Origin of the sequence: Actinoplanes sp. NPDC020271 (genome assembly GCF_044388125.1) — a bacterium.
Lineage (GTDB): Bacteria > Actinomycetota > Actinomycetes > Mycobacteriales > Micromonosporaceae > Actinoplanes.
In genome coordinates, this window is record NZ_JBIRWQ010000019.1 from 160,321 (window position 1) to 178,544 (window position 18,224).

19 protein-coding genes and 2 pseudogenes are annotated in these 18,224 nt (G+C 71.0%); 7 read left to right on the forward strand and 14 right to left on the reverse strand.

What is annotated here, in order from left to right; all coding sequences use genetic code 11:
• Positions 1–355: 355 nt before the first annotated feature.
• Positions 356–742, reverse strand: coding sequence for a cupin domain-containing protein (locus tag ACH442_RS33290; protein WP_396342027.1), 387 nt, complete (start codon positions 740–742; stop codon positions 356–358).
• Between the two features lie 241 nt (positions 743–983).
• Here ACH442_RS33290 and ACH442_RS33295 point away from each other — a divergent pair, with 241 nt between their 5' ends.
• A complete protein-coding gene (locus ACH442_RS33295) occupies positions 984–2,519 on the forward strand; it encodes a polysaccharide lyase family 1 protein (RefSeq protein WP_396342026.1) in 1,536 nt (511 codons plus the stop codon).
• 160 nt (positions 2,520–2,679) lie between these two features.
• Here the strand turns inward: ACH442_RS33295 and ACH442_RS33300 are convergent, their stop codons facing one another.
• From ACH442_RS33300 to ACH442_RS33340, 9 genes are all read right to left on the reverse strand, one after another.
• Positions 2,680–3,063 carry a VOC family protein gene (locus ACH442_RS33300; protein WP_396342025.1) on the reverse strand — a complete coding sequence of 128 codons (384 nt, stop codon included), beginning with the start codon at positions 3,061–3,063 and terminating at the stop codon, positions 2,680–2,682.
• Between the two features lie 171 nt (positions 3,064–3,234).
• Positions 3,235–4,335: a hypothetical protein gene (locus tag ACH442_RS33305; RefSeq protein WP_396342024.1), complete on the reverse strand. Its 1,101-nt coding sequence runs from the start codon at positions 4,333–4,335 to the stop codon at positions 3,235–3,237.
• A gap of 63 nt (positions 4,336–4,398) precedes the next feature.
• Positions 4,399–4,689 carry a hypothetical protein gene (locus ACH442_RS33310; protein ID WP_396342023.1) on the reverse strand — a complete coding sequence of 97 codons (291 nt, stop codon included), beginning with the start codon at positions 4,687–4,689 and terminating at the stop codon, positions 4,399–4,401.
• A gap of 111 nt (positions 4,690–4,800) precedes the next feature.
• Positions 4,801–5,535: a nitroreductase family protein gene (locus tag ACH442_RS33315; RefSeq protein ID WP_396342022.1), complete on the reverse strand. Its 735-nt coding sequence runs from the start codon at positions 5,533–5,535 to the stop codon at positions 4,801–4,803.
• Positions 5,532–7,154, reverse strand: a complete 1,623-nt coding sequence (locus tag ACH442_RS33320; protein ID WP_396342021.1) for a hypothetical protein — start codon at positions 7,152–7,154, stop codon at positions 5,532–5,534. The genes ACH442_RS33315 and ACH442_RS33320 overlap by 4 nt, the downstream gene beginning before the upstream one ends.
• Positions 7,151–7,771, reverse strand: a complete 621-nt coding sequence (locus tag ACH442_RS33325) for a TOMM precursor leader peptide-binding protein (protein ID WP_396342020.1) — start codon at positions 7,769–7,771, stop codon at positions 7,151–7,153. Before ACH442_RS33325 ends, ACH442_RS33320 begins: the two co-directional genes overlap by 4 nt.
• Before the next feature lie 9 nt (positions 7,772–7,780).
• Entirely contained in the window at positions 7,781–9,109 is a 1,329-nt protein-coding gene (locus ACH442_RS33330; RefSeq protein WP_396342019.1) for a YcaO-like family protein, read from the reverse strand.
• A 224-nt stretch (positions 9,110–9,333) separates the two neighbouring features.
• Complete coding sequence (locus ACH442_RS33335; RefSeq protein WP_396342018.1) at positions 9,334–10,200, reverse strand: cation diffusion facilitator family transporter; 867 nt, start codon at positions 10,198–10,200, stop codon at positions 9,334–9,336.
• Positions 10,201–10,500: 300 nt separating this feature from the next.
• Entirely contained in the window at positions 10,501–10,872 is a 372-nt protein-coding gene (locus ACH442_RS33340) for a hypothetical protein (protein WP_396342017.1), read from the reverse strand.
• A 178-nt stretch (positions 10,873–11,050) separates the two neighbouring features.
• Here ACH442_RS33340 and ACH442_RS33345 point away from each other — a divergent pair, with 178 nt between their 5' ends.
• Positions 11,051–12,001 (forward strand): hypothetical protein, encoded by a 951-nt coding sequence (locus tag ACH442_RS33345; protein ID WP_396342016.1) that lies wholly within the window; start codon positions 11,051–11,053, stop codon positions 11,999–12,001.
• Between the two features lie 486 nt (positions 12,002–12,487).
• On the opposite strand, the gene ACH442_RS33350 is transcribed toward ACH442_RS33345, so the two are convergent.
• Positions 12,488–13,003, reverse strand: coding sequence for an NADAR family protein (locus tag ACH442_RS33350; protein WP_396342072.1), 516 nt, complete (start codon positions 13,001–13,003; stop codon positions 12,488–12,490).
• A gap of 301 nt (positions 13,004–13,304) precedes the next feature.
• Between ACH442_RS33350 and ACH442_RS33355 the strand changes: the two genes are divergently transcribed.
• Entirely contained in the window at positions 13,305–13,406 is a 102-nt protein-coding gene (locus tag ACH442_RS33355; protein ID WP_396342075.1) for a hypothetical protein, read from the forward strand.
• On the forward strand, positions 13,403–13,948 hold the full coding sequence (def, locus tag ACH442_RS33360; protein ID WP_396342014.1) for a peptide deformylase: 546 nt from the start codon (positions 13,403–13,405) through the stop codon (positions 13,946–13,948). Before ACH442_RS33355 ends, def begins: the two co-directional genes overlap by 4 nt.
• A gap of 24 nt (positions 13,949–13,972) precedes the next feature.
• Here the strand turns inward: def and ACH442_RS33365 are convergent.
• Positions 13,973–14,794, reverse strand: a pseudogene (locus ACH442_RS33365) (DMT family transporter); the annotation flags it as partial.
• 83 nt (positions 14,795–14,877) lie between these two features.
• Here ACH442_RS33365 and ACH442_RS33370 point away from each other — a divergent pair.
• Positions 14,878–15,342: an Lrp/AsnC family transcriptional regulator gene (locus ACH442_RS33370; RefSeq protein ID WP_396342013.1), complete on the forward strand. Its 465-nt coding sequence runs from the start codon at positions 14,878–14,880 to the stop codon at positions 15,340–15,342.
• Here ACH442_RS33370 and ACH442_RS33375 read toward each other — a convergent pair.
• Together ACH442_RS33375 and ACH442_RS33380 are read right to left on the reverse strand one after the other, a co-directional pair.
• Positions 15,328–16,522: pseudogene (locus tag ACH442_RS33375) on the reverse strand (RNA polymerase sigma factor). The gene ACH442_RS33370 and the pseudogene ACH442_RS33375 overlap by 15 nt on opposite strands.
• On the reverse strand, positions 16,519–16,890 hold the full coding sequence (locus ACH442_RS33380) for a YciI family protein (protein WP_396342012.1): 372 nt from the start codon (positions 16,888–16,890) through the stop codon (positions 16,519–16,521). Before ACH442_RS33380 ends, ACH442_RS33375 begins: the two are co-directional and overlap by 4 nt.
• Positions 16,891–16,953: 63 nt before the next feature.
• On the opposite strand from ACH442_RS33380, the gene ACH442_RS33385 reads away from it, so the two are divergent.
• Both ACH442_RS33385 and ACH442_RS33390 read left to right on the forward strand, forming a co-directional pair.
• A complete protein-coding gene (locus tag ACH442_RS33385) occupies positions 16,954–17,382 on the forward strand; it encodes a YybH family protein (RefSeq protein ID WP_396342011.1) in 429 nt (142 codons plus the stop codon).
• Between the two features lie 73 nt (positions 17,383–17,455).
• Positions 17,456–18,163 carry a GAP family protein gene (locus tag ACH442_RS33390; protein ID WP_396342010.1) on the forward strand — a complete coding sequence of 236 codons (708 nt, stop codon included), beginning with the start codon at positions 17,456–17,458 and terminating at the stop codon, positions 18,161–18,163.
• Positions 18,164–18,224: the final 61 nt, after the last annotated feature.

Below are 18,224 nucleotides of genomic sequence, written 5' to 3' on the forward strand. Positions count from 1 at the left end.
CTGCTCGATCCCGCGGCCGGATGGCCTGCGCGGTACCGGCCGGCTCAGCTCACGGCCGACTCAGCCCGAGCCCGGCTCAGCCCGAGCCCGGCTCAGCCCGAGCCCGGCTCAGCCCGAGCCCGGCTCAGCCCGAGGCCGGCTCAGCCCGAGGCCGGCTCAGCCCGAGGCCGGCTCAGCCCGAGGCCGGCTCAGCCCGAGGCCGGCTCAGCCCGAGGCCGGCTCAGCGCTGGGCGGGCCGAGGCCGGGTGGCGGCCATCTGCACGCAGTGCGGCACGACCAGCGGCCGCCCAGGCGAGATCCCCGCGCTTCGCCACGGCTGACCGCCGTCGGCAACGCCACCACTCGCCCGGCCGGCTCAGCGTTCGACCCGGTCACCCCACTCGGTCTCGCCGGTGGCGGTCACCGCCAAGTGGACGAAGATGCTGTCGTCGGTGGCACCGTGCCAGTGCGGAACCCCCGGCTCGACGTGCACCCAGTCGCCGGCCCGCAGCTCACGCGGCTCGTCGAGCCCCTCCCACTGGATCAGCCCGCGGCCGGTGACGACGATCAGCGCCTGCTCGCCGGTGTGGACGTGCCAGTGGGAGCGGCTGCCCGGCGCGTACGAGAACCGGTGCCCGCGCAGCCCGCCGGGGCGCTGCCGGTCGAGGATCTCGGCCTGCCACACGTCGCCGTCGAAGGTGCGCGACGGCCCGGCCGGCGACGGCACCGATGCTTCCGGAACGATTCTGAAGTAGCTGCTCATGCCTCCATCATCGCGAGAACGCGCTCGATACCACGAGGGTCCACCAGTTGGCCTCCGGCTGCGCCGATCAGCGCTCCGGCGGGGAAGGAGCGTACGGGCTGCGGCCCGCTCCGGCGGTCGCTGGGCTGCAACAAAATGCAAACGACGAAGTTTCTTGTGTGTTAATCGACGTCCTTCTATGCTCGGCTGAAGAAGCTTAGGAAAGCGCTTTCCTGCACCCCATCCCCAAGGAGCGCCGAGCATGAGAAAAACCCGGTTCATCGCCGCCGCGGGCACCGCCGTCGCCGCGGGCGCCATCGCCCTCGTCCTCCCCAACGCCCAGGCCTCCGCCGCCGTCACCGGCTCGGCCAGCGGTTTCGCCACCCAGAACGGCGGCACGACCGGCGGCACCACCGTGCGGGCCACCACCGGCACCCAGATCCACCAGGCCCTGTGCAGCCGGGCCAGCGCCAGCACCCCGATCGTCATCGAGGTGACCGGCACCATCAACCACGGCAACACGACGAAGGTCTCCGGCGCCAGCTGCAACACCGCCGCCGACAAGATCGAGCTGAAGGACATCTCCAACGTCACGATCGTCGGGGTCGGCAACGCCGTCTTCGACCAGCTGGGCATCCACATCAGGAACTCCAGCAACATCATCATTCAGAACGTGACCGTCCAGAACGTGAAGAAGTCCGGCTCACCGACGTCGAACGGCGGTGACGCGATCGGCATGGAGACCGACGTCCACAACGTCTGGGTCGACCACACCACGCTGATCGCCTCGGGCGGCGAGTCCGCCGGTTACGACGGCCTGTTCGACATGAAGGACAACACGAAGTACGTCACGCTGTCCTACAGCATCCTGCGCAACTCCGGCCGGGGCGGGCTCGTCGGCTCCAGCGACAGCGACCTGGCCAACGGGCCGATCACGTTCCACCACAACTGGTACGAGAACATCGACTCGCGCACGCCCCTGCTGCGGGGCGCGACCGCGCACATCTACAACAACTACTACCACAGCCTCAACGAGTCCGGGATCAACCCGCGCGCCGGCGGCAAGGCCAAGGTCGACAACAACTACTTCCAGGACTCGAAGGACGTGCTCGGCACGTTCTACACCGACCTGGCTGGATACTGGCAGGTCAGCGGCAACATCTTCGACAACGTGACCTGGTCGCCGGCCGACTCGGAGACCAACCCGGCCGGCCCGAACCCGGTTTCGAACACGACCGTCTCCATCCCGTACGCGTACACGCTGGACAACGCGTCCTGCGTACCGACGATCGTGAAGGCGACGGCCGGGGCGGACACCGGGCTGAAGAGTTCCACCGGCACCTGCGCCACCACCACGAGCAGCCCCAGCCCGACCACGTCGACCGGCCCCACCGCGTCACCGTCGACCTCGACGTCGCCGGCCACGCCCAGCGGCACCAACCTGAGCCTCGCCTCGGGCGCCGGCGCCGACGGTTCCAGCAAGGCCGGCGGCACCAGCTACGGCAACGTGAAGGACGGCAGCCTCACCACGTACTGGTCACCGAGCGGCACCACCGGTGACATCTCCATCAAGTGGGGTTCGGCCACCACCGTCTCGCGCATCAACATCCGCGAGGTCACCAGCGGCGTCATCGGCTCCTACCAGGTGATCAACGGCGCCACCGGCGCCGTCCTGGCCTCCGGTTCCGGAGCCGGCGTGATCAGTTTCGCCGCCACCTCCACGACGAAGATCACCTTCAAGATCAACTCCGCTTCCGGTACGCCGAAGGTCGCCGAGTTCGAGACCTACGCATCCTGACCACCCCGCCGGCGTCCGGGCTCGCCCCCGGACGCCGGCGCTCGTGGTCAAAGGCGGCGCACTCGCGTCACCGCACCCTCCGACGACCGCCCTGCCACCCAGCCGCGGACCACGCGCCGGGCACACAACGGCGCGCAGCGGCGGGGCGGCCCGGCCGATGTCATGAGGCGGCACGCTCGGCGGCGCTGCGCTCGATACAGAACTCGTTGCCTTCCGGGTCGGCGAGCGTGACCCATCCGGTCCCGTCCGGCCTGCGGTGATCCCCGACGAGTTTGGCACCGGCCCCGATCAGCCGCTCGACCTCCTCGTCCCGGCTGCGGTCCTGCGGCTGCAGGTCGAGGTGCACCCGGTTCTTCACCGCTTTGCCTTCGGGCACCCGGATGAACAGCATCGTCGGCAGTCCTTCGGCGGCCAGCGACGCCTCGGGGTCCCCGGGCTGATCGTCGTCGGCCGGCGGACGGCCCACTACCAGCGACCAGAACTGCGCCAGCTCGTACGGATCACCGCTCGTGTCGAACGTGATGCTGTGAATGCCTGCAACCATCGCGCTCTCCCCAGTGGACGAGTGCGCCCCGAAGCACAGCAACGGGGCGCGGGAAACCTGTCGATGACCATCTCACCGCACCTCCCCCCGGCCGGGGCACGCAACCCCGGCCGGAGGCCCGCGCCGCGCCACGGCCCGGACCACAGCCCACGTCGCGCCGCGTACCGGAAATCAGTTGATGAACCGGGTGAGCAGACGGTAGTAATTCATCGAGATCATGGCCAGCAGCATCGCCACGAAAACAGCGCTGATCAGGCCATACGCCAGGTACATCGCACGCCGCGCAGCGGAGACGGCTCGATGCGCCGCGGGCAACGGCCGGCGGAGGATCACGTGCCCCAGGTAACGGAAAGCGCGATCCCGCAGGTTGATCTCACCGAGCCCGGCCTCCATCGCGTGATGCCCGTCGGTGAACGGCAGCAGCGGGTTCAGGTTGTTGAGGACGACGAACAACTGCATGCCCAGCAGCCAGCGCAGACTCTCGAACCGCACCGGGTCGGCCACGATCAGCCCCGCGCAGATCCCGGTCGCGACGAGGTCGATCAGCGGCCCGATCAGAGCGACCGCGCTGCGCCCGAATCGCGAGCGGACGCGGTAGGCGTCGGTCCGGTCGACATACGTCAGCGGGATGATCAGGCAGAACATCTTCACCCCGGCCTCGCGGACGGGAACGCCGAGCGCCTGGCAGACCGACGCGTGCCCCATCTCGTGCACCGCGGCCTGCACCAGCAGCGCGCCGGCGGTCAGCAGCCACGGCGGCCCGGCGTGGGTGAGTGGCGCCGGCAGCGCCGTCGCGAGCACGACGAGAACCGTCGACACCAGCGCGGACAGCAATGTCAGTCCGGTGCACGTGCGCGGGAACCGGGCCAGCACCGTCGACGGCGGCCGCAGCATCCGGTTCAGGTGCCGCGCCGGGATGCGGATGCGGGGCGCGAGCCGCAGGAACCAGAAGAACGTCCGGTCCCGCCCCCGCAGCGGTTCCGGCGGGACCGACAGGACGCCGGCCGCCCGCAGGTCGGTCAGGAAGGACAGAAGAACAGGAGCCCGATCCCGTACGCCGTCAGGACCGCGCGACCGCCGGGCGGCGTCCAGCAGCGCGGTGCCCGTGCGTGAGCCGTCGAGCAGCGGGACGAGGCGCGCCCCGGTCGGGCTGAGCCGGACGTAGGTGCCGCTGACGGGGTCGAAGAGCAGGGGGTGGCCGTCGGCGCCGTCGATGAGGGTGACCTCGGGGGCCAGCGCGACGGGTCCTTCCAGCCAGTCCGTGGTGGTCATCGTGCCTTTCCTCGCCGGACCGGCCGGGGGCGTGCCCCCGACCGGCATCGTGCCTCTCGTTCGTCAGTGCATGCCGCGGGTGCCGCCGCAGCCACCGCACGGGCCGCAGTGGTGGCAGCCTCGGGTGCCGCCGCAGGGGCCGCACGGGCCGCAGTGGTGACAGCCACGGGTGCCGCCGCAGGGGCCGCACGGGCCACACGGGCCGCACGGCCCACAGGGGCCGCAGCCACCGCAGCCGCCGGTGCCGAGCAGCGACGCGCTCACCACGGTCGGCAGCTGCTCGGCGGTCAGATCGTCCTCCAGCCAGAGGTCGAGTTCCTCGATCACCTCGGGCCCGTTCAGTTCACTGTGCATGCGACTCAGCTCCTTCGATGTGTCGTGTCCATGCAGGCTCCGCCCGGCTGTCGGGCCGGGCGGCCGGGGTCCGTACGCCGGATGCGCGGACCCCAGACTGTGGACCGGGCGCTACGCCGCCGGTTCCGCCGCGGGATGCGCGACGGCGAAGGCGAGCAGCGGCGCCCGGTGATATCCGTCGGCGCCCGCGCGTTCCCGCAGCACGTGGGGCAGCAGTCCGGCGAAGACGGTGCCGGCCAGGCGCAGGCGCAGGGCGGCCAGCCACGCGGCGTGCCCGGCGGCACCGGCACGGGACAGCAGCAGCCGGTGGCCGTGGCTGCCGTGCCGGTCGAGCGACGCGGCCAGGTTGCCGGTGACCACGAGCAGCGCGGCCGCGTCGGCGAACTCGGTCTGGATGACCAGTTCGGCCGCGGCGGGTCCGGTCGGCAGGCTCGCGACCCGGCGCAGGGCGTCACGTCCGGGCAGGTAGCGGTAGAGGCCGGTGTCGACGCCGGTGACCCGCCAGGCAGCGCAGAAGAACTCCAGTCCGACGCCGCCGGCACGCTCGCCGGGCCACGACTGGGCGTCCATCGTCTCGGCGGCGGCGAGGATCGCGGAGACCTCGGCGGCGGTGATCGGGCCGGGCGCGTAGTCGCGGACCGCGACCCGGCCGGGCAGGACGTCGTCCAGGGTGGCGCGCGGGGCGGCCGGCGCCGGCAGCTCGACGATCGGCCCCTGATCAGGAGCGGGCATCAAGTACGCGGGCACGGGCGCGAGCGGGCGCCGGACCGCATCGGCGTCGAGCCGGCTGTCGATCATCAGGTCGCCGAGGAGCCGATAGCGATCCTGGTCGGTGGTCACACTCATCGCAGGCCCTCCAGGGCGATCACGGCCGTCACCGGCTCGGTGTCCGGGTCGGTACGCAACGCCTCGTGGATCGCCGTGTCGTCCCAGCGGGCGGCGAACCGGGTGGTGATGCCACGCGTCGCCGCGACCGCGGAGAGCTGGGCGAGCGCGCACCCGGCGTCGAGCCCGAGGATCCGGTAGGCGAAGTCGTAGTACTTGGCGCCGACCACGGCGAGAGCGCCGGTGAGGACGAGCAGCGCGGACGGGCCGGTCTCCTCCAGCTCGGGGCTGACCCCGGCCGACGCGCCCCGGATGCGGCCGAGGGTGTGGTCGGCGCGCTGGTAGAAGTACCACGCCGGGTCGAGCCCCTCGACGTCGAGCGCGAGCAGGTACGCCTGCACCGACCCCAGGTTCCCGCCGGTCGGGGCCCACCGGCTGATCTGACCCGGGAGGGCCTTCGCACCGAGATCGCGCAGACCGGCCGTACGGCGAAGAAGGTCCGAGAGCGACCCGTCGCCCAGCGCGAGTCGCGGAGCGGCCCGGAACTCCTTGTGGTAGCGCTGCAGTGCGTGGTTGGCCGGCCGGTAGTGCGCCTGGTGCTCCTTGAGGTTGAGCCATTCGCGGGCCGGGAACGCGACCGCCTGCTCGTAGCGGTGGGCCGGCGGCAGCGTCTCCGTCGCGGCACGCGGATCGGTCGGCAGGCAGGTCGGGCAGCCGGGGCGGCGGAACGCGCCGACCGCGAGCTGCGACCACTCGTTCAGGTCGTAGACCGTGCAGACCTGCATCGACGGCGTCTGGCCGACCCGCGACAGCAGGTGAACGGTTTCGGTCACGGCCAGCGCTACCCAGGCCGCGGCCCGCGCCGCGGACGGCACCCCGGCCGGGCCCGGGCGGCGGCGCGAGAAGCAGTCGTGGCAGCAGGTGTAGCGGGCGTCGAACAGCGGCCCGACCTCGGCCGTGTTCGCGCCGGCGGCGGTCCGCAGCCAGCTGATCCCGGCCTCCCGGCAGGCGGCGTCGACCTTGGCCATCGCGGCCGCGTCCCCGTCGTCGACGGCGACCAGGAAGTCCCCTACGGTCAGTTCCTCACCGGCCCAGGCGTGCGCGTCCGCGCCGGCCCCGGCCAGTTCGGCGCGGAGCGTCGCGGCCAGCGGCCCGTCCCCGGCGACCAGGACCCGGGCCCGGGCCAGTCGTTCGCAGGCCTGGTCGCGGCTGCGGTTGACCCGGGTGGTGTCGAGGTTGCGGCCCAGGTAGCCGGCGACCTCGGGCGGGATCACCTCGACGATCTCGCCGATCGGGCCGTCCTGCAGCAGGCCGCTCACGTAGAGCAGGGAGACGCAGGCGTGCAGCGTCTTCAGCGGTACCCGCGGCAACGCCTCGGCCAGCTCGTCGACCGTGCGGGTGCCGTCCAGGTACGGCAGCAGCCGCGGGATGAGCTGCACGGCCGAGCGGCCGCGGAGGACGGTCTGCCGGTTGCCGGTGCCCGCGAACGCCACGCCGTCGACCAGCGGGACCTGGACCAGGCCGGTCACCAGGCACGGGCGTACGGGCGGGGCGAACTGGGGGTCGGTGGCCACGGCGTACGCCATGGTCGCGGCGTCCATCCGCCCGTCGGCGCGGGTGTTCTCCTCGACCTGGATCATCGCCACACTCCCTGCAGCATCTCGGGCAGCCGTTCGTACGACCGCGTCGTCTCGTCCCGTCCCAGCCCGCACCGCGGGCAGCCGTGCGCGCCGACCGTCCGGCCGGCGCGGATCTGCTGGGTCGGTACCTCGATCTGGCGGACCCGCCCGGCTTCGGCGCCGGGGTCGGTGCGCAGCCGTTCGACCGCCTCGGCGGCGAGAGCCGCGGCGAGCAGGGCGGTCGACGGGAGGAAGCCGTCCGGCCCGGCCTCGGGGTGGGCGTCGTAGTACTCGCCGGTGGCGGCGCGGATCACGCGGGCGTTGTCGTGCTGGGCGATGCGACGGCGGTAGCAGCCGTGGCAGGCGCCGTGGCCGGGGACGATCGCCGGGCCGACCTCCAGTTGCGGATGGTCGAGGATGACCGGGAGCCACGGCTGCCCGGTGCGGAACGACTCCTCGTCGAACTCGCGCTCCCGTTGCGGGGTGCGGCGCCAGGCGGCGAGAAGATTCAGTCCGCTTTTTCCCGATAAAACGCCATCGGGTGCGTCCACCACGGAAACGTCGTGAACCAGGTCCCGCAGCCGCTCGGCGACCGCGAACCCGAACGGCCCCACCGGCGTGATGCTCAGATGCGACATCGTGACTCCTCAGGCGAACGGCTGCGGCCAGGAATTGAGCTCGGATTCGGGCCGGCTCGGGTAACCCATCCGCACCGGCGCCTCGTACAGCCGCGGGCTGCCGAGGAAACGCGAGCGGTACGTGAACGAGAGCGGCAGCAACCCGGGGATCACGGCGCGGACCACGGTCGTCCCGGCCCGGATCGCCTCGTCCGGGGTGAGATCCACCAGGTACGAGTCGAGCCCGCTCGCGTCCAGCCGGTCGAGCACCACCCGCAGGTCGCCGGTCGCGTCGCCGGTGGACAGGTCCGGCATCTCGGACAGGCGGCGGCGGGCGGTGCCGCCGAGCAGGAAGTCGTAGGCGTGCGCCCGCGACGGGTGGCCCATGTAGATCGCGCCGTCGGACACGCCGCTGAAGTCCTGCACGTCGTCCGGCGCCTTGTCGCCCTGCAGCGCGATCCGCACGGACACCGTCTCCGAGATCGCCTTCGCGGCCGCGACCTGCGGGTCCAGGCTCGCGGCGCACGCCACGACGGTGTCGCAGTCGGGATGGTGCGGGGCGGTGGAGACGGCGTACACGATCGGGATCCCGAGGTCCGTGGTCGCGTCGAACAGCTCGATCGTCACGTCACGGTCGGCGTACAGGTCGAGGAAGCTCTGCAGTCGCGGGCCGACGACGTCGGGCTCGATCCGCGGCAGCGCGAGTTCCTGCAGCCAGACCAGGCTGATCGCGTCGCGTTCGATCACCTCGCAGAGCGCGCCGGTGATCGCGCGGACCGGGTCGGTGTGCGCTGCCGCGCCGGTCGAGATCGGGTTGGTGATCCTCTCCGCCCCGTGCGCGGAGATGTGCATGTAGACCAGCACCGCCGGGACCCAGGACAATTTGCGCGTACGGAGGTTCATGCCCTTGATCCACCGCATCCGCTCCGACTTTGCGGGCAGCACGACCGGGCAGCGCGGGTCGGCGAGTTCCGTCGCCGAGCAGCGCGGCAGCACGTCCAGGTCGAGCACGTCCTCGCCGAGCGCCACCAGCTCGTCCGCGGTCGCCCAGCGCAGTTGCTCGTCGGCGTAGAGGCTGTTCGCGTACCGTTCGAGCGCCTCGGCACAGGCGACCATCCGCGCGTGGTCGGCGTCCACCCCGGTACCGGTCCCGTCCAGGCTGCCCAGACAGTCCGGCCCACACATGGTGTCGATCACCGCCGACACGTCGCCGAGGTTCGCCGAGAAGACCTTGAGCGGCGGGTTCGAGGGCTCCACCGGCAGCCGCGCCACGCCGGTTATCAGGCCGCCCAGTGGGGAGACCAGGTCCTGCAGCGTGCCCGTCGTCCGCCGCGCCACCTCTGTGGCCACCGCACTCATCCCCGCGCACCCTCTCGTCAGCCGGCTTCGCGCCGGGCTGATCAGCCCGGCGCATACTTCAAGCCTCGCCCCGAGAAAGCGCATTTCGCTGGTGTTTACGAAAAATGCAGCCTGGGTACTTTTATACTCATTTGGTAACGATGTAGGGACAGTAACCTGCCCCTGTCCACGATCGTTCCGAACCGGTTCTCAGCGCCGATTCCCCAGTACGCCGATAGGCATTGTCACTCCAGGGTGACCGTCACCTGGGTGACGTTGTCGTCCTCCAGAAGAGCACGGCGCAACCGCGTCACCCGGCCCACCAGGTCGACCTCGTCCTTCGGCGTCAGCCACAGGTTGACCAGCAGCTGCGACGGCCCGACCCAGACCCCGTGCAGATCCTTGATCGTGGCCACCCACTCCTCGTCCCGCACCCGCTCGCGGATCGGGTCGAGCACGTCCTCCGGCGCCGACTCGTCCAGCAGCAGCCCCTTCGACCGCCGCGCCAGCAGGAACGCCACCACGATCAGCAGCAACCCGATCGTCATGCTGCCGACCGCATCCCACCCGGCCCAGCCGGTCGTCGCGTGCAGCACCAGCGCCGCGAGCGCCACCGCCAGACCGATCAGCGCCGCGGTGTCCTCCAGGAAGACCGTCGTCGCGCTCGGGTCGGACGCGTGCCGCAGGTGGTGCCGCATCGACCGGTCCCGCTCCCGGGCCTCCTGGCGCAGCTGCTTGTGCGCGGTGTACCAGGAATAACTCTCGAAAACGGCGGCCACCAGTAGGACACCGACACCGACCCACAGCGACTCCACCGGCTCGGGCGCCAGCAGACTCCGGATCCCCTCACCGATCGACAGCACACCACCGACCAGGAAGATCCCCAGCGCGGCGAGGAACGTCCAGAAATAACGTTCCTGGCCGTACCCGAAAGGGTGTTTCGCATCGGGTTCCTTGCGGGACTTCTTCAAGCCGATCAGCAACAACACCTCGTTGCCGGTGTCCGCGACCGAGTGTGCCGCCTCCGCCCACATCGACGCCGACCCGGTCAGCAACCCGGCGACGATTTTCGCGATGGCGATGGCCAGATTCGCGGCCACCGCCACGATCACCGTCCAGGCGCTGCCCTTTTCCTTTTCAGACCCATTTTCGGTACGGCCGTTGTCCGCGCTGTTTTCCACGAGACCGCCGATACCCGCCCGCGCGAGCGGGCACACTTGTCGATCCTCCGCCGGCCCCTTTCGGGCAGCTTCCGGCGCCTGGCGTCACACCCGCTCGACGCTCCACGCCATGCGCCGCTTCACACCCGCTCAGCGCTTCACACCCGCGCTCAGCGCTTCACACCCGCTCAGCGCTTCACACCCGCGCTCAGCGCTTCGCACCCGCTCAGCGCCTCACACGCGCTCGACGCCTCACACGCGCTCGACGTGGATTCCTCCGACCAGGCCGAACGCCCGCACTCGCACCACGATCTCGTCCCCGCCCCGCACCGGCGCCGCGTTCCGCACCGGCCCGAAGATCCGGAACCCCTCCGGCACGACGCTGACCCCCGCCGGCACCTGCAGCGACACGCCGCCCACCAAGCTGAACTCGGTGAGCCAGTACGGCTCCCCCTTCTCCAGGCCGGCTTCGCTCAGGTCAAGATTGACGCCACCGACCGTCCCGACGAACCGCATGTCCCGTGGCATCTTCCACTCGCCGCGCCGCTTGAGCCCTCCGAAGAGCGAGATGTACCAGGCAGCCCCGTCCCGGCCCGTGAACGCCGGCGAATCTGTGTCATCCATGCCCATCACGCTATGAACGTCCGCTGCCGCGGGCAGAGGCCGATCGTCACGCCCCGGCGATGACAGATGTCATCCCGGTGGAACCATCGTCGCCCCGGCAACGTCTCATCACCGGAATCACCAGCGAGAACATGGGGGAAGACCGATGCGTGGTGTGGTCAGGGCAATCACCTTCGTCATGGCAGTGGGTGTGCTGGCGGCCTGCGCCCGCCCGGCGGACTCACCGCCGGCGGCTCCGCAGCCGAGCAGCTCGCAGCCCACGCTGCCGGCCGGCTGGCGGTGGGAGTCGTACGGCGGTGTCCAGGTCGGCGTCCCGGCCGATTGGGGCTGGGCCAGCCAGGCACTCCGGCTCGACGCCTGGTGCATCAAGCCGGGAAATCACCCGCCCGCCGTCGCCCGGCCCGGCGCCGGAGTCCCCGCCATCGGCTGCCCGGCAGCGACCAACGGGACACCGACCGGCTCCCTGATCACGAACACCGGCTGGACCGTCGGATTCGCCCGCACGGACCGGCCGGACGGCATCACCCACGAAGGCGACCGCACCACGATCCGGCGCGACACCGTCGAAGTGATCGTCCAGGCCCCGCAACAGTTACGCGACCAGATCACCGCCACCGTCCACCAGGTGGAGGTCGACAGCGCCGGCTGCCCGACGAGCCATCGGATCAGCACCGGCCCCGACCTGCGCCCCACCCCGCCCGCCGACCTCGCCACGTTGCGTGACGTCACCTCGGTTTCCGTCTGCAAGTACCCACTGCCGGAAACCAGTCCCGCGCTGTCGCCCCGTTTGCTGTCCAGCCTTCGCCTGGACGGCGCCGCCGCCGCGGACGAGATTCAGCAGATCGCCGCCGCCCCCATCGGAGCAGGCGACCTCGACACCCCAGCCGACTGCGCACCGGAGGTAGCCCACGGCGACCAGATCATTCTCCTCCTGATCCGGGCCGCGACCGGCACCAGCGAGGCCACGGTGCGCTACGCCGGCTGCGTCCAGAACGGCTTCGACGACGGCACCACCGTCCGCCGCCTGACCAAGCCCGCCGTGGCTCCCCTGGTCACCGGCCCCAACCAGATATACGGCGGCTTCGCCGGCCAACCCGAGAAGAACGAGATGCTCCTCCCCCACGACTGACCCGGCCCGTCGGCCGAAGACCCCGGTACGGTCCCGTCGTGGCTGCCGCGGCCTGCGCGGATCAAGGCGGCCCAGTCGGTGGAGCCGGCGGTCGAGCAAGCCGGGGCAGCCCCGCACCACATCCGTCGAGCCCGCCCGGGGACACGCCCGGCAGGCCGTCCTCCGCGCAATTCCGAAGGCCTGGCTGACCGGGCCGGACGTGTGGAGAATGCGCGGAGCATCGGGAGACCCTGTAGAGGATCCGCCCGCCACCTGGACCAACGCCCGGCCCACGAGCAGCCTTACGGCCGTGACACTCCGATCGACATCACGCCCGCCACTTCTGGCCGGAGTGCTTCCGGCCGCAGCCGGCCGTACCGTCGCTGCCGCGCCCTGGTCGTACGCCACTTTCACGTTCACGCGTCACGCCGTGCCCGACTCCGTGTTCATGGTGGCCGTCCTGACCGGAGTGGCGGAGCTGGCGTGGTGCGTCATCTGTCTCACGCTCTACTTCTCGGTTCGACGGACCTCCCCCGGCTTCGCGGCAGGTGTCCTTTCGGGATGGGCAGTCGGGCTGATTGCCATCCCCTGCGGCGGCACCGAGGCGATCGGGTTTCTGGCCACGACGCCCTGACAGACGTCGCGGATCGCCTCCAGGTCGTGAATCCGAGCGGGCGGCTGCCCGCGACCGGTGCCGTGCCACAGTTGCGCCGGCCCGGTACCCACCAGCACCGCCCGCAGCGCCTCGTGCCGGCTGAACTTGGCCGTCATCGCATCACGCATCACCTGGTTCTTCAGCTCGTCCCACCGGCGCAGCTGCACGTCGTCCAGCAGCACGAGTCTGCGCTGCTTACGTGCCGCGACACCGGCACCGCGGGCCAGCTCGGTCCCGCTCTCCAGCGCGAACTGCCCGGCCAGTCGAGCGTCCACCAGGGCGATCTTCGCCGCCTGGAACGCATGCTCCACCGTCCGGTAGGTCCGGTTGCCCAGGTTGAACTCAGCCGGCCAGAAGTTCGACAGCATGCGCCGCCAATGCCGCACACCCGCCAGCGCGCCGTAGCGGCCCGCATCGGCCACCTGCTCGTGAACTCCCTGCCCGGGCGGCAGGTCAGCCGAGCCCGAGAAGAAGTACAGCCGGTCCTCCGTCGTCGTCACGCCCGGCACCCTACGACCGGAGTACGACAAGAATCCGAGGCCCCGAACCGCTGGAGGCGGCGGGTCGGAAACGGCGGGCCAGGGCGACGGCACGCAGTCGCGGGGCGGTCGCTTCGGTGGTGCGCCGGTGGTCCATGTCGAGTATTCGCTGACCGATCCGGGCCGTACCGTGATGCCGGTGCTGGACGCTGTCGCCGACTGGTCGCGGGAGCATCCGATGGCGTACGAAGTAGATGGCCCATCGACAGTGATTCCTGGAGGTCCGCTGTGACCGTAGTCTCCATCCGCAGAGTCGGCGACCCGGTGCTCCGGCGGGTTGCCGCGCCGGTCACCGACTTCGACGCCGAGCTGGATCGGCTGGTCAGTGATCTGACGCAGACACTGGCCGAGTCTCGCGGCGCCGGGCTGGCCGCGCCGCAGATCGGCGTCAGCCTGCGGGTCTTCGCGATCAACCCGGATCTGCCCGGTAACGATCTGAAGCTCGATCACCTGGTCAACCCGGTGCTGGCGTTCCCTGACGATCAGGAGCAGGCGGGCCCGGAGGGCTGCCTGTCGATCCCCGGGATCTACCTCGACACCAAGCGCCGCATGAATGTCTCCGCCAAGGGTTTCACGAAGAAGGGCGATCCTGTCCAGGTCGTCGGCGACGGCATCCTGGCCCGCTGCATGCAGCACGAGACCGACCACCTCGACGGCATCCTGTTCATCGACCGGCAGGACGCCGAGGGCCGGCAGCGGATCCTGGACACGCTGCGGGAGGCGGCCTGGTTCGAGGGCCTGCCGGCGCCGGACGTCAAGGTCAGCCCGCACTGACGCCCGGTTGTAGGCGACGACACCGCCGGTGACCAGCGCCAGCGCCACCAGGACACCGGCGGTGATCGGCTCGCCGAAGATCGGCACGGCCAGCAGCGTGGTCAGCACGGGACTCAGCGCGCCGGTCACCGCCGGGATCCCGCTGCCCAGGCAGCGGACCGCATGGACGTAACTGAGCGTGGAAAAGATCCCCGTCCCGACGCCTTGCAAGATCAAGAACATGATGTGGGATCTCGTGGGCACGCTGAGCAGATGCGCTCCGTCACCGAGGTCGAGCGCCAGCGCCACCACCGCCGACGGCACGCACACGACGAGCACGACGCTGATCAGATCCAGTCGTGTGGCGCGCAGCGCGATCGTGTAGACGGCCCACGCGCACCCGGCGGCGAGCAGGATCCCGATTCCGGCGAGGCTGGCCGTCGACCCGGTGAACACGGCGGTGGCGGCGACTCCGAGCGTGATCGCGGTCAGGGCGGCCAGTTTCCGGCCGGTGGGGCGGTCGTTACGACGTACTGCGGAAATAATCGCGACGAAAAGCGGCACCGAACCGGGCAGGAGCAGGCCGACCAGCGCCGCCGAGGTGAGGCTGCCGCCGGCCGCGGAGAGCAGGTAGTGCGGCAGCCCGGCGAGGCTCAGCGCCAGAATCGTGCCGGGCCGCTCGCGGCGCACCGCGCGGAACGCCCGCGGCAGCCACGGCGCCAGGATGATCACCGGCGTGCCGAACCGCAGCACGGCGGCGTCGACCGGGGTCAGACCGGAGGCGCCGATCCCGCGGATGGTGAGGGCGAACGACGCCCAGAGGACGACGGCGACCGCTAAGGCGGCCATGCCGCTTCGACGTTGCATGACAGCAACGCTAGGAACAAACGCCCGGCAGCCGATTGCGAATTCTGCCAGTACCGCGGAGTCCAGTGGCAGAATCTGCCACTGTGACGACTCTCGACGCCATCGACCGCCGGATTCTCCTCGAACTGCAGCGCGACGGGCGGCTCACCAACCAGGAGCTCGCCGACCGGGTCGGGCTCTCCCCGTCACCGTGCCTGCGCCGCGTGCGCCACCTGCAGGAGTCCGGCGTGATCGCGCGGTACACGGCCGTGCTGTCGCAGGAGGCGGTCGGCCTGCCGATCACCGCGTTCGCCCGGCTGACGTTGCTGTCGCACACGTCGGAGGCCGTCGACGAGGTGGAGGCCCGGCTGCGGGCGATCCCCGAGGTGGTCGAGGCGTACCTGCTGGCCGGGGACGACGACTACCTGGTCAAAATCGTCATCCCGTCGTTCGCCGCCTACGAGGACCTGCTGCGCCGCGAGATCCGGCCGATTCCGGCGTTCGCGTCGATCAAGACGACGTTCGCGTTCGCGGTGACGAAACAGCAGTCGCCGCTACCGCTGCCCTGACAGTCGCGCGGCCCGCGACTCCAGGTAACGCTGCTCGGGCCGGCTGAGCGTGAGCCGGGCCGCCCGCCGATACTGCTCGCGCGCCGCGTCCCGCTCACCGGCCAGCTCCAGCAGGTGGGCGCGGACCGCGGCGGTGCGGTGATGGCGGTCCAGCAGCGGATCCTCGGTGGCCCGGTTCAGCTCGGCGAGCGCGGGCTGCGGGCCGTCGACCATGGCGCGCGACGACCCGGTTCAGCGTCACCATCGGGCTCGGGGCGAGCGCGTGCAACAACCCGTACAGGGAAAGAATTTGCGGCCAATCGGTCTCCTCGGCCCGCGTCGCCTCGTCGTGCACCGCAGCGATCGCGGCCTGCACCTGCAGCGGGCCGACCGGCGCCCGGGTCAGCGTGTCCGTGATGAGCGCGACGCCCTCGGCGACGGCGGCCGCGTCCCAGCGGCTGCGGTCCTGCTCGGCCAGCGGGACCAGGCTGCCGTCGGCCCGGGTCCGCGCGGGCCGACGGGCGTCGGTGAGCAGCATCAAGGCGAGCAGCCCGGCCACCTCCCCGTCGTCCGGCCGCAGCCGGCGCAACTGCCGGGTCAGCCGGATCGCCTCCCGGGTCAGCTCCACCCGGTGCAGGTCGTCGCCGGAACTGGCCGTGTACCCCTCGTTGAAGATCAGATAGAGCACGTGCCGGACCGCGGTGAGCCGCTCGTCGGTGGCCGGCAGGTCGAAACGGGTGCCGGTCGCCCGGATCCGCTGCTTGGCCCGGCTGATCCGTTGACCCACGGTCGCCTCCGGCAGCAGCAACGCCCGCGCGATCTCCGCGGTGGTGAGCCCGCCGACCGCCCGCAGGGTCAGCGTGACCTGTGCCGGCACGCTCAGCGCGGGATGACAGCAGAGCAGCAGCACCGCCAGCTCGTCGTCACCGCGGACCTCCGGCTCGGGCTCGTGCCGGACCGCTTCCTCACGACGCCGGCGCGAAGTCTCGTTGCGCGTCAGCTCGACCCGGCGGCGGCTCGCCACGGTTGTCAGCCAGCTCTTCGGCTGCTCCGGGACACCGTCCCGCGGCCACTGCTGAGCCGCCGCGATCAAAGCCTCCTGCACCGCGTCCTCGCAGGCCTCGAAGTCGCCGTAACGCCGCACGACCGTGGCCAGGACCTGCGGCGCGCACTCCCGCAGCAGGTCCGGCAGCGCGGTCATTGCTCCCAGGCGCTCATGTCGAGGACCGGACGAACTTCGACCCGGGTGTACGCGGCGTCCGGCGCCTTCGCGGCCCAGGCCACCGCCTCGTCGAGATCGGCGACGTCGATCAGGTAGAAACCGGCCAGATGCTCCTTGACCTCGGCGTACGGCCCGTCGGAGGTGATCGTCCGGCCGTCGCGCACACTCACCTGGGTGGCCAGCGCCGGATCGCCCAGCCCTTCGCTGACCACGAGCACCCCGGCCTCGCGCATCTCCTCGCTCAGGCGCAGATGACCGAGGCCGAAATCGGTGCGCTGCTGCTCGGTCAGCGTCTCCCAGACCGCCAGCGACTGCGGGTTCGACTGGATCAGGATCAGATATTTCACCAATTCTCTCCTTCTCTCTGCCCAGGACGTCGAAGCCGGGCCGGCCGGTTTCGACATCAGGGCATGAACGAGATCCAAGAAACCATCGAACGCAAAGCCGCGCTGCTGGAGACCGGCGACGTGGAAGCCATCATGTCGCACTACGCACCCGGGTACGTCGAGTACAACCTCGCCCCGCCGCTGCGCCAACCCAGCGGGCCCGGCGACGGTGCCCAGCTGAAAGCGTGGATGGCCGGTTTCGAGAAGCCGCCGCGCCGCGAGGTCACCCAGTTGGAGATCACCACGGACGGCGACGTGGCGTTCGCAACCAGCCTCGACCGGCTCAGCGCGGTGCCTCGCGGCGCGACCGGGGGCTTCAGCATGTGGTTCCGGGTGACCCTGGGGTTGCGCCGCATCGACGGCCGGTGGCTGGTCACACACGAGCACGAGTCGGTCCCGTTCGAGATGGACGGCTCCTTGCGCGCCGCGACCGGCCTCACCCCGGCCGACTGATCCCGCCGTACCCGACACCGGTCCGGTGCTGACGGGGTCGCCCGATGCCCCGCACGGTCGGCATCATGGGTCCATGAATCTGCCGCTGTTGCTGTCACTCACCGGTCTCGCGCTGATCGACAGCACCAGCATCGGCACCCTGTTCATCCCGGTGTGGCTGCTGCTCGCGCCGGGCGGGGTGCGCACCGCGCGTCTGGTCGGCTACCTCGCCACGATCGCGGCGTTCTACTTCGGCGTCGGCCTGGTGCTCGTCGTCGGTGGCTCCCGGCTCGCGTCCGCCGCCGCGGCGCTGCCGGCCCGGCCACTGCTGATCGTCCAGCTGGTGATCGGTGCGGCCCTGTTCGCCCTCAGCTTCTGGGTGGAGAAGCGCCGCAGCGCCACCACCACGCGGATCCTGCGCTGGCGCGACCGAGCCGTGAGCGGCGCGGCCGATTCCGGGGCGTTGACCGGCCTGGCTCTGCTCGCGGCGCTGGCCGAGGTGGCGACGATGCTGCCTTATGTGGGCGCGATCGGGATGATGGCCTCGGCCGGCTTGCCCGGGTGGTCCGTTCCGCTGGTTCTCGCCGGCTACTGCCTGGTGATGGTCGTGCCGGCGCTGGCGCTGCTGTCGCTGCGCGCGATCGGCGCCGCGCGAGTCGAGCGACCTCTGGAGCGTCTGAACACGTGGGTGACGGCCAAGGGCGCCGGCTTGCTGGGCTGGATGCTGGGCATCGCCGGTTTCCTCGTCGCCCGCGACGCCGCCGCGCGCCTGTGGTTTCCGGAGCTGTTCGGCGGCTCGTGAACTCTCAGCCGAGCTGCCACGGGGCGACCGGGCTGGTCGGGTCGGCGCCGACCATGAGCCG

Excerpts from the sequence above, each read along its gene's own strand:
- ACH442_RS33390 (WP_396342010.1), top strand. The coding sequence starts at position 17,456 with ATGAATCTGCCGCTGTTGCTGTCACTCACCGGTCTCGCGCTGATCGAC.
- ACH442_RS33350 (WP_396342072.1), bottom strand. The coding sequence starts at position 13,003 with ATGCTGTCGAACTTCTGGCCGGCTGAGTTCAACCTGGGCAACCGGACC.
- ACH442_RS33290 (WP_396342027.1), bottom strand. The coding sequence starts at position 742 with ATGAGCAGCTACTTCAGAATCGTTCCGGAAGCATCGGTGCCGTCGCCG.
- ACH442_RS33385 (WP_396342011.1), top strand. The coding sequence starts at position 16,954 with ATGAACGAGATCCAAGAAACCATCGAACGCAAAGCCGCGCTGCTGGAG.
- ACH442_RS33310 (WP_396342023.1), bottom strand. The coding sequence starts at position 4,689 with ATGCACAGTGAACTGAACGGGCCCGAGGTGATCGAGGAACTCGACCTC.
- ACH442_RS33340 (WP_396342017.1), bottom strand. The coding sequence starts at position 10,872 with ATGGATGACACAGATTCGCCGGCGTTCACGGGCCGGGACGGGGCTGCC.
- ACH442_RS33315 (WP_396342022.1), bottom strand. The coding sequence starts at position 5,535 with ATGAGTGTGACCACCGACCAGGATCGCTATCGGCTCCTCGGCGACCTG.
- ACH442_RS33345 (WP_396342016.1), top strand. The coding sequence starts at position 11,051 with ATGGCAGTGGGTGTGCTGGCGGCCTGCGCCCGCCCGGCGGACTCACCG.
- ACH442_RS33320 (WP_396342021.1), bottom strand. The coding sequence starts at position 7,154 with ATGATCCAGGTCGAGGAGAACACCCGCGCCGACGGGCGGATGGACGCC.
- ACH442_RS33330 (WP_396342019.1), bottom strand. The coding sequence starts at position 9,109 with ATGAGTGCGGTGGCCACAGAGGTGGCGCGGCGGACGACGGGCACGCTG.
- ACH442_RS33295 (WP_396342026.1), top strand. The coding sequence starts at position 984 with ATGAGAAAAACCCGGTTCATCGCCGCCGCGGGCACCGCCGTCGCCGCG.
- ACH442_RS33305 (WP_396342024.1), bottom strand. The coding sequence starts at position 4,335 with ATGACCACCACGGACTGGCTGGAAGGACCCGTCGCGCTGGCCCCCGAG.
- ACH442_RS33300 (WP_396342025.1), bottom strand. The coding sequence starts at position 3,063 with ATGGTTGCAGGCATTCACAGCATCACGTTCGACACGAGCGGTGATCCG.
- ACH442_RS33325 (WP_396342020.1), bottom strand. The coding sequence starts at position 7,771 with ATGTCGCATCTGAGCATCACGCCGGTGGGGCCGTTCGGGTTCGCGGTC.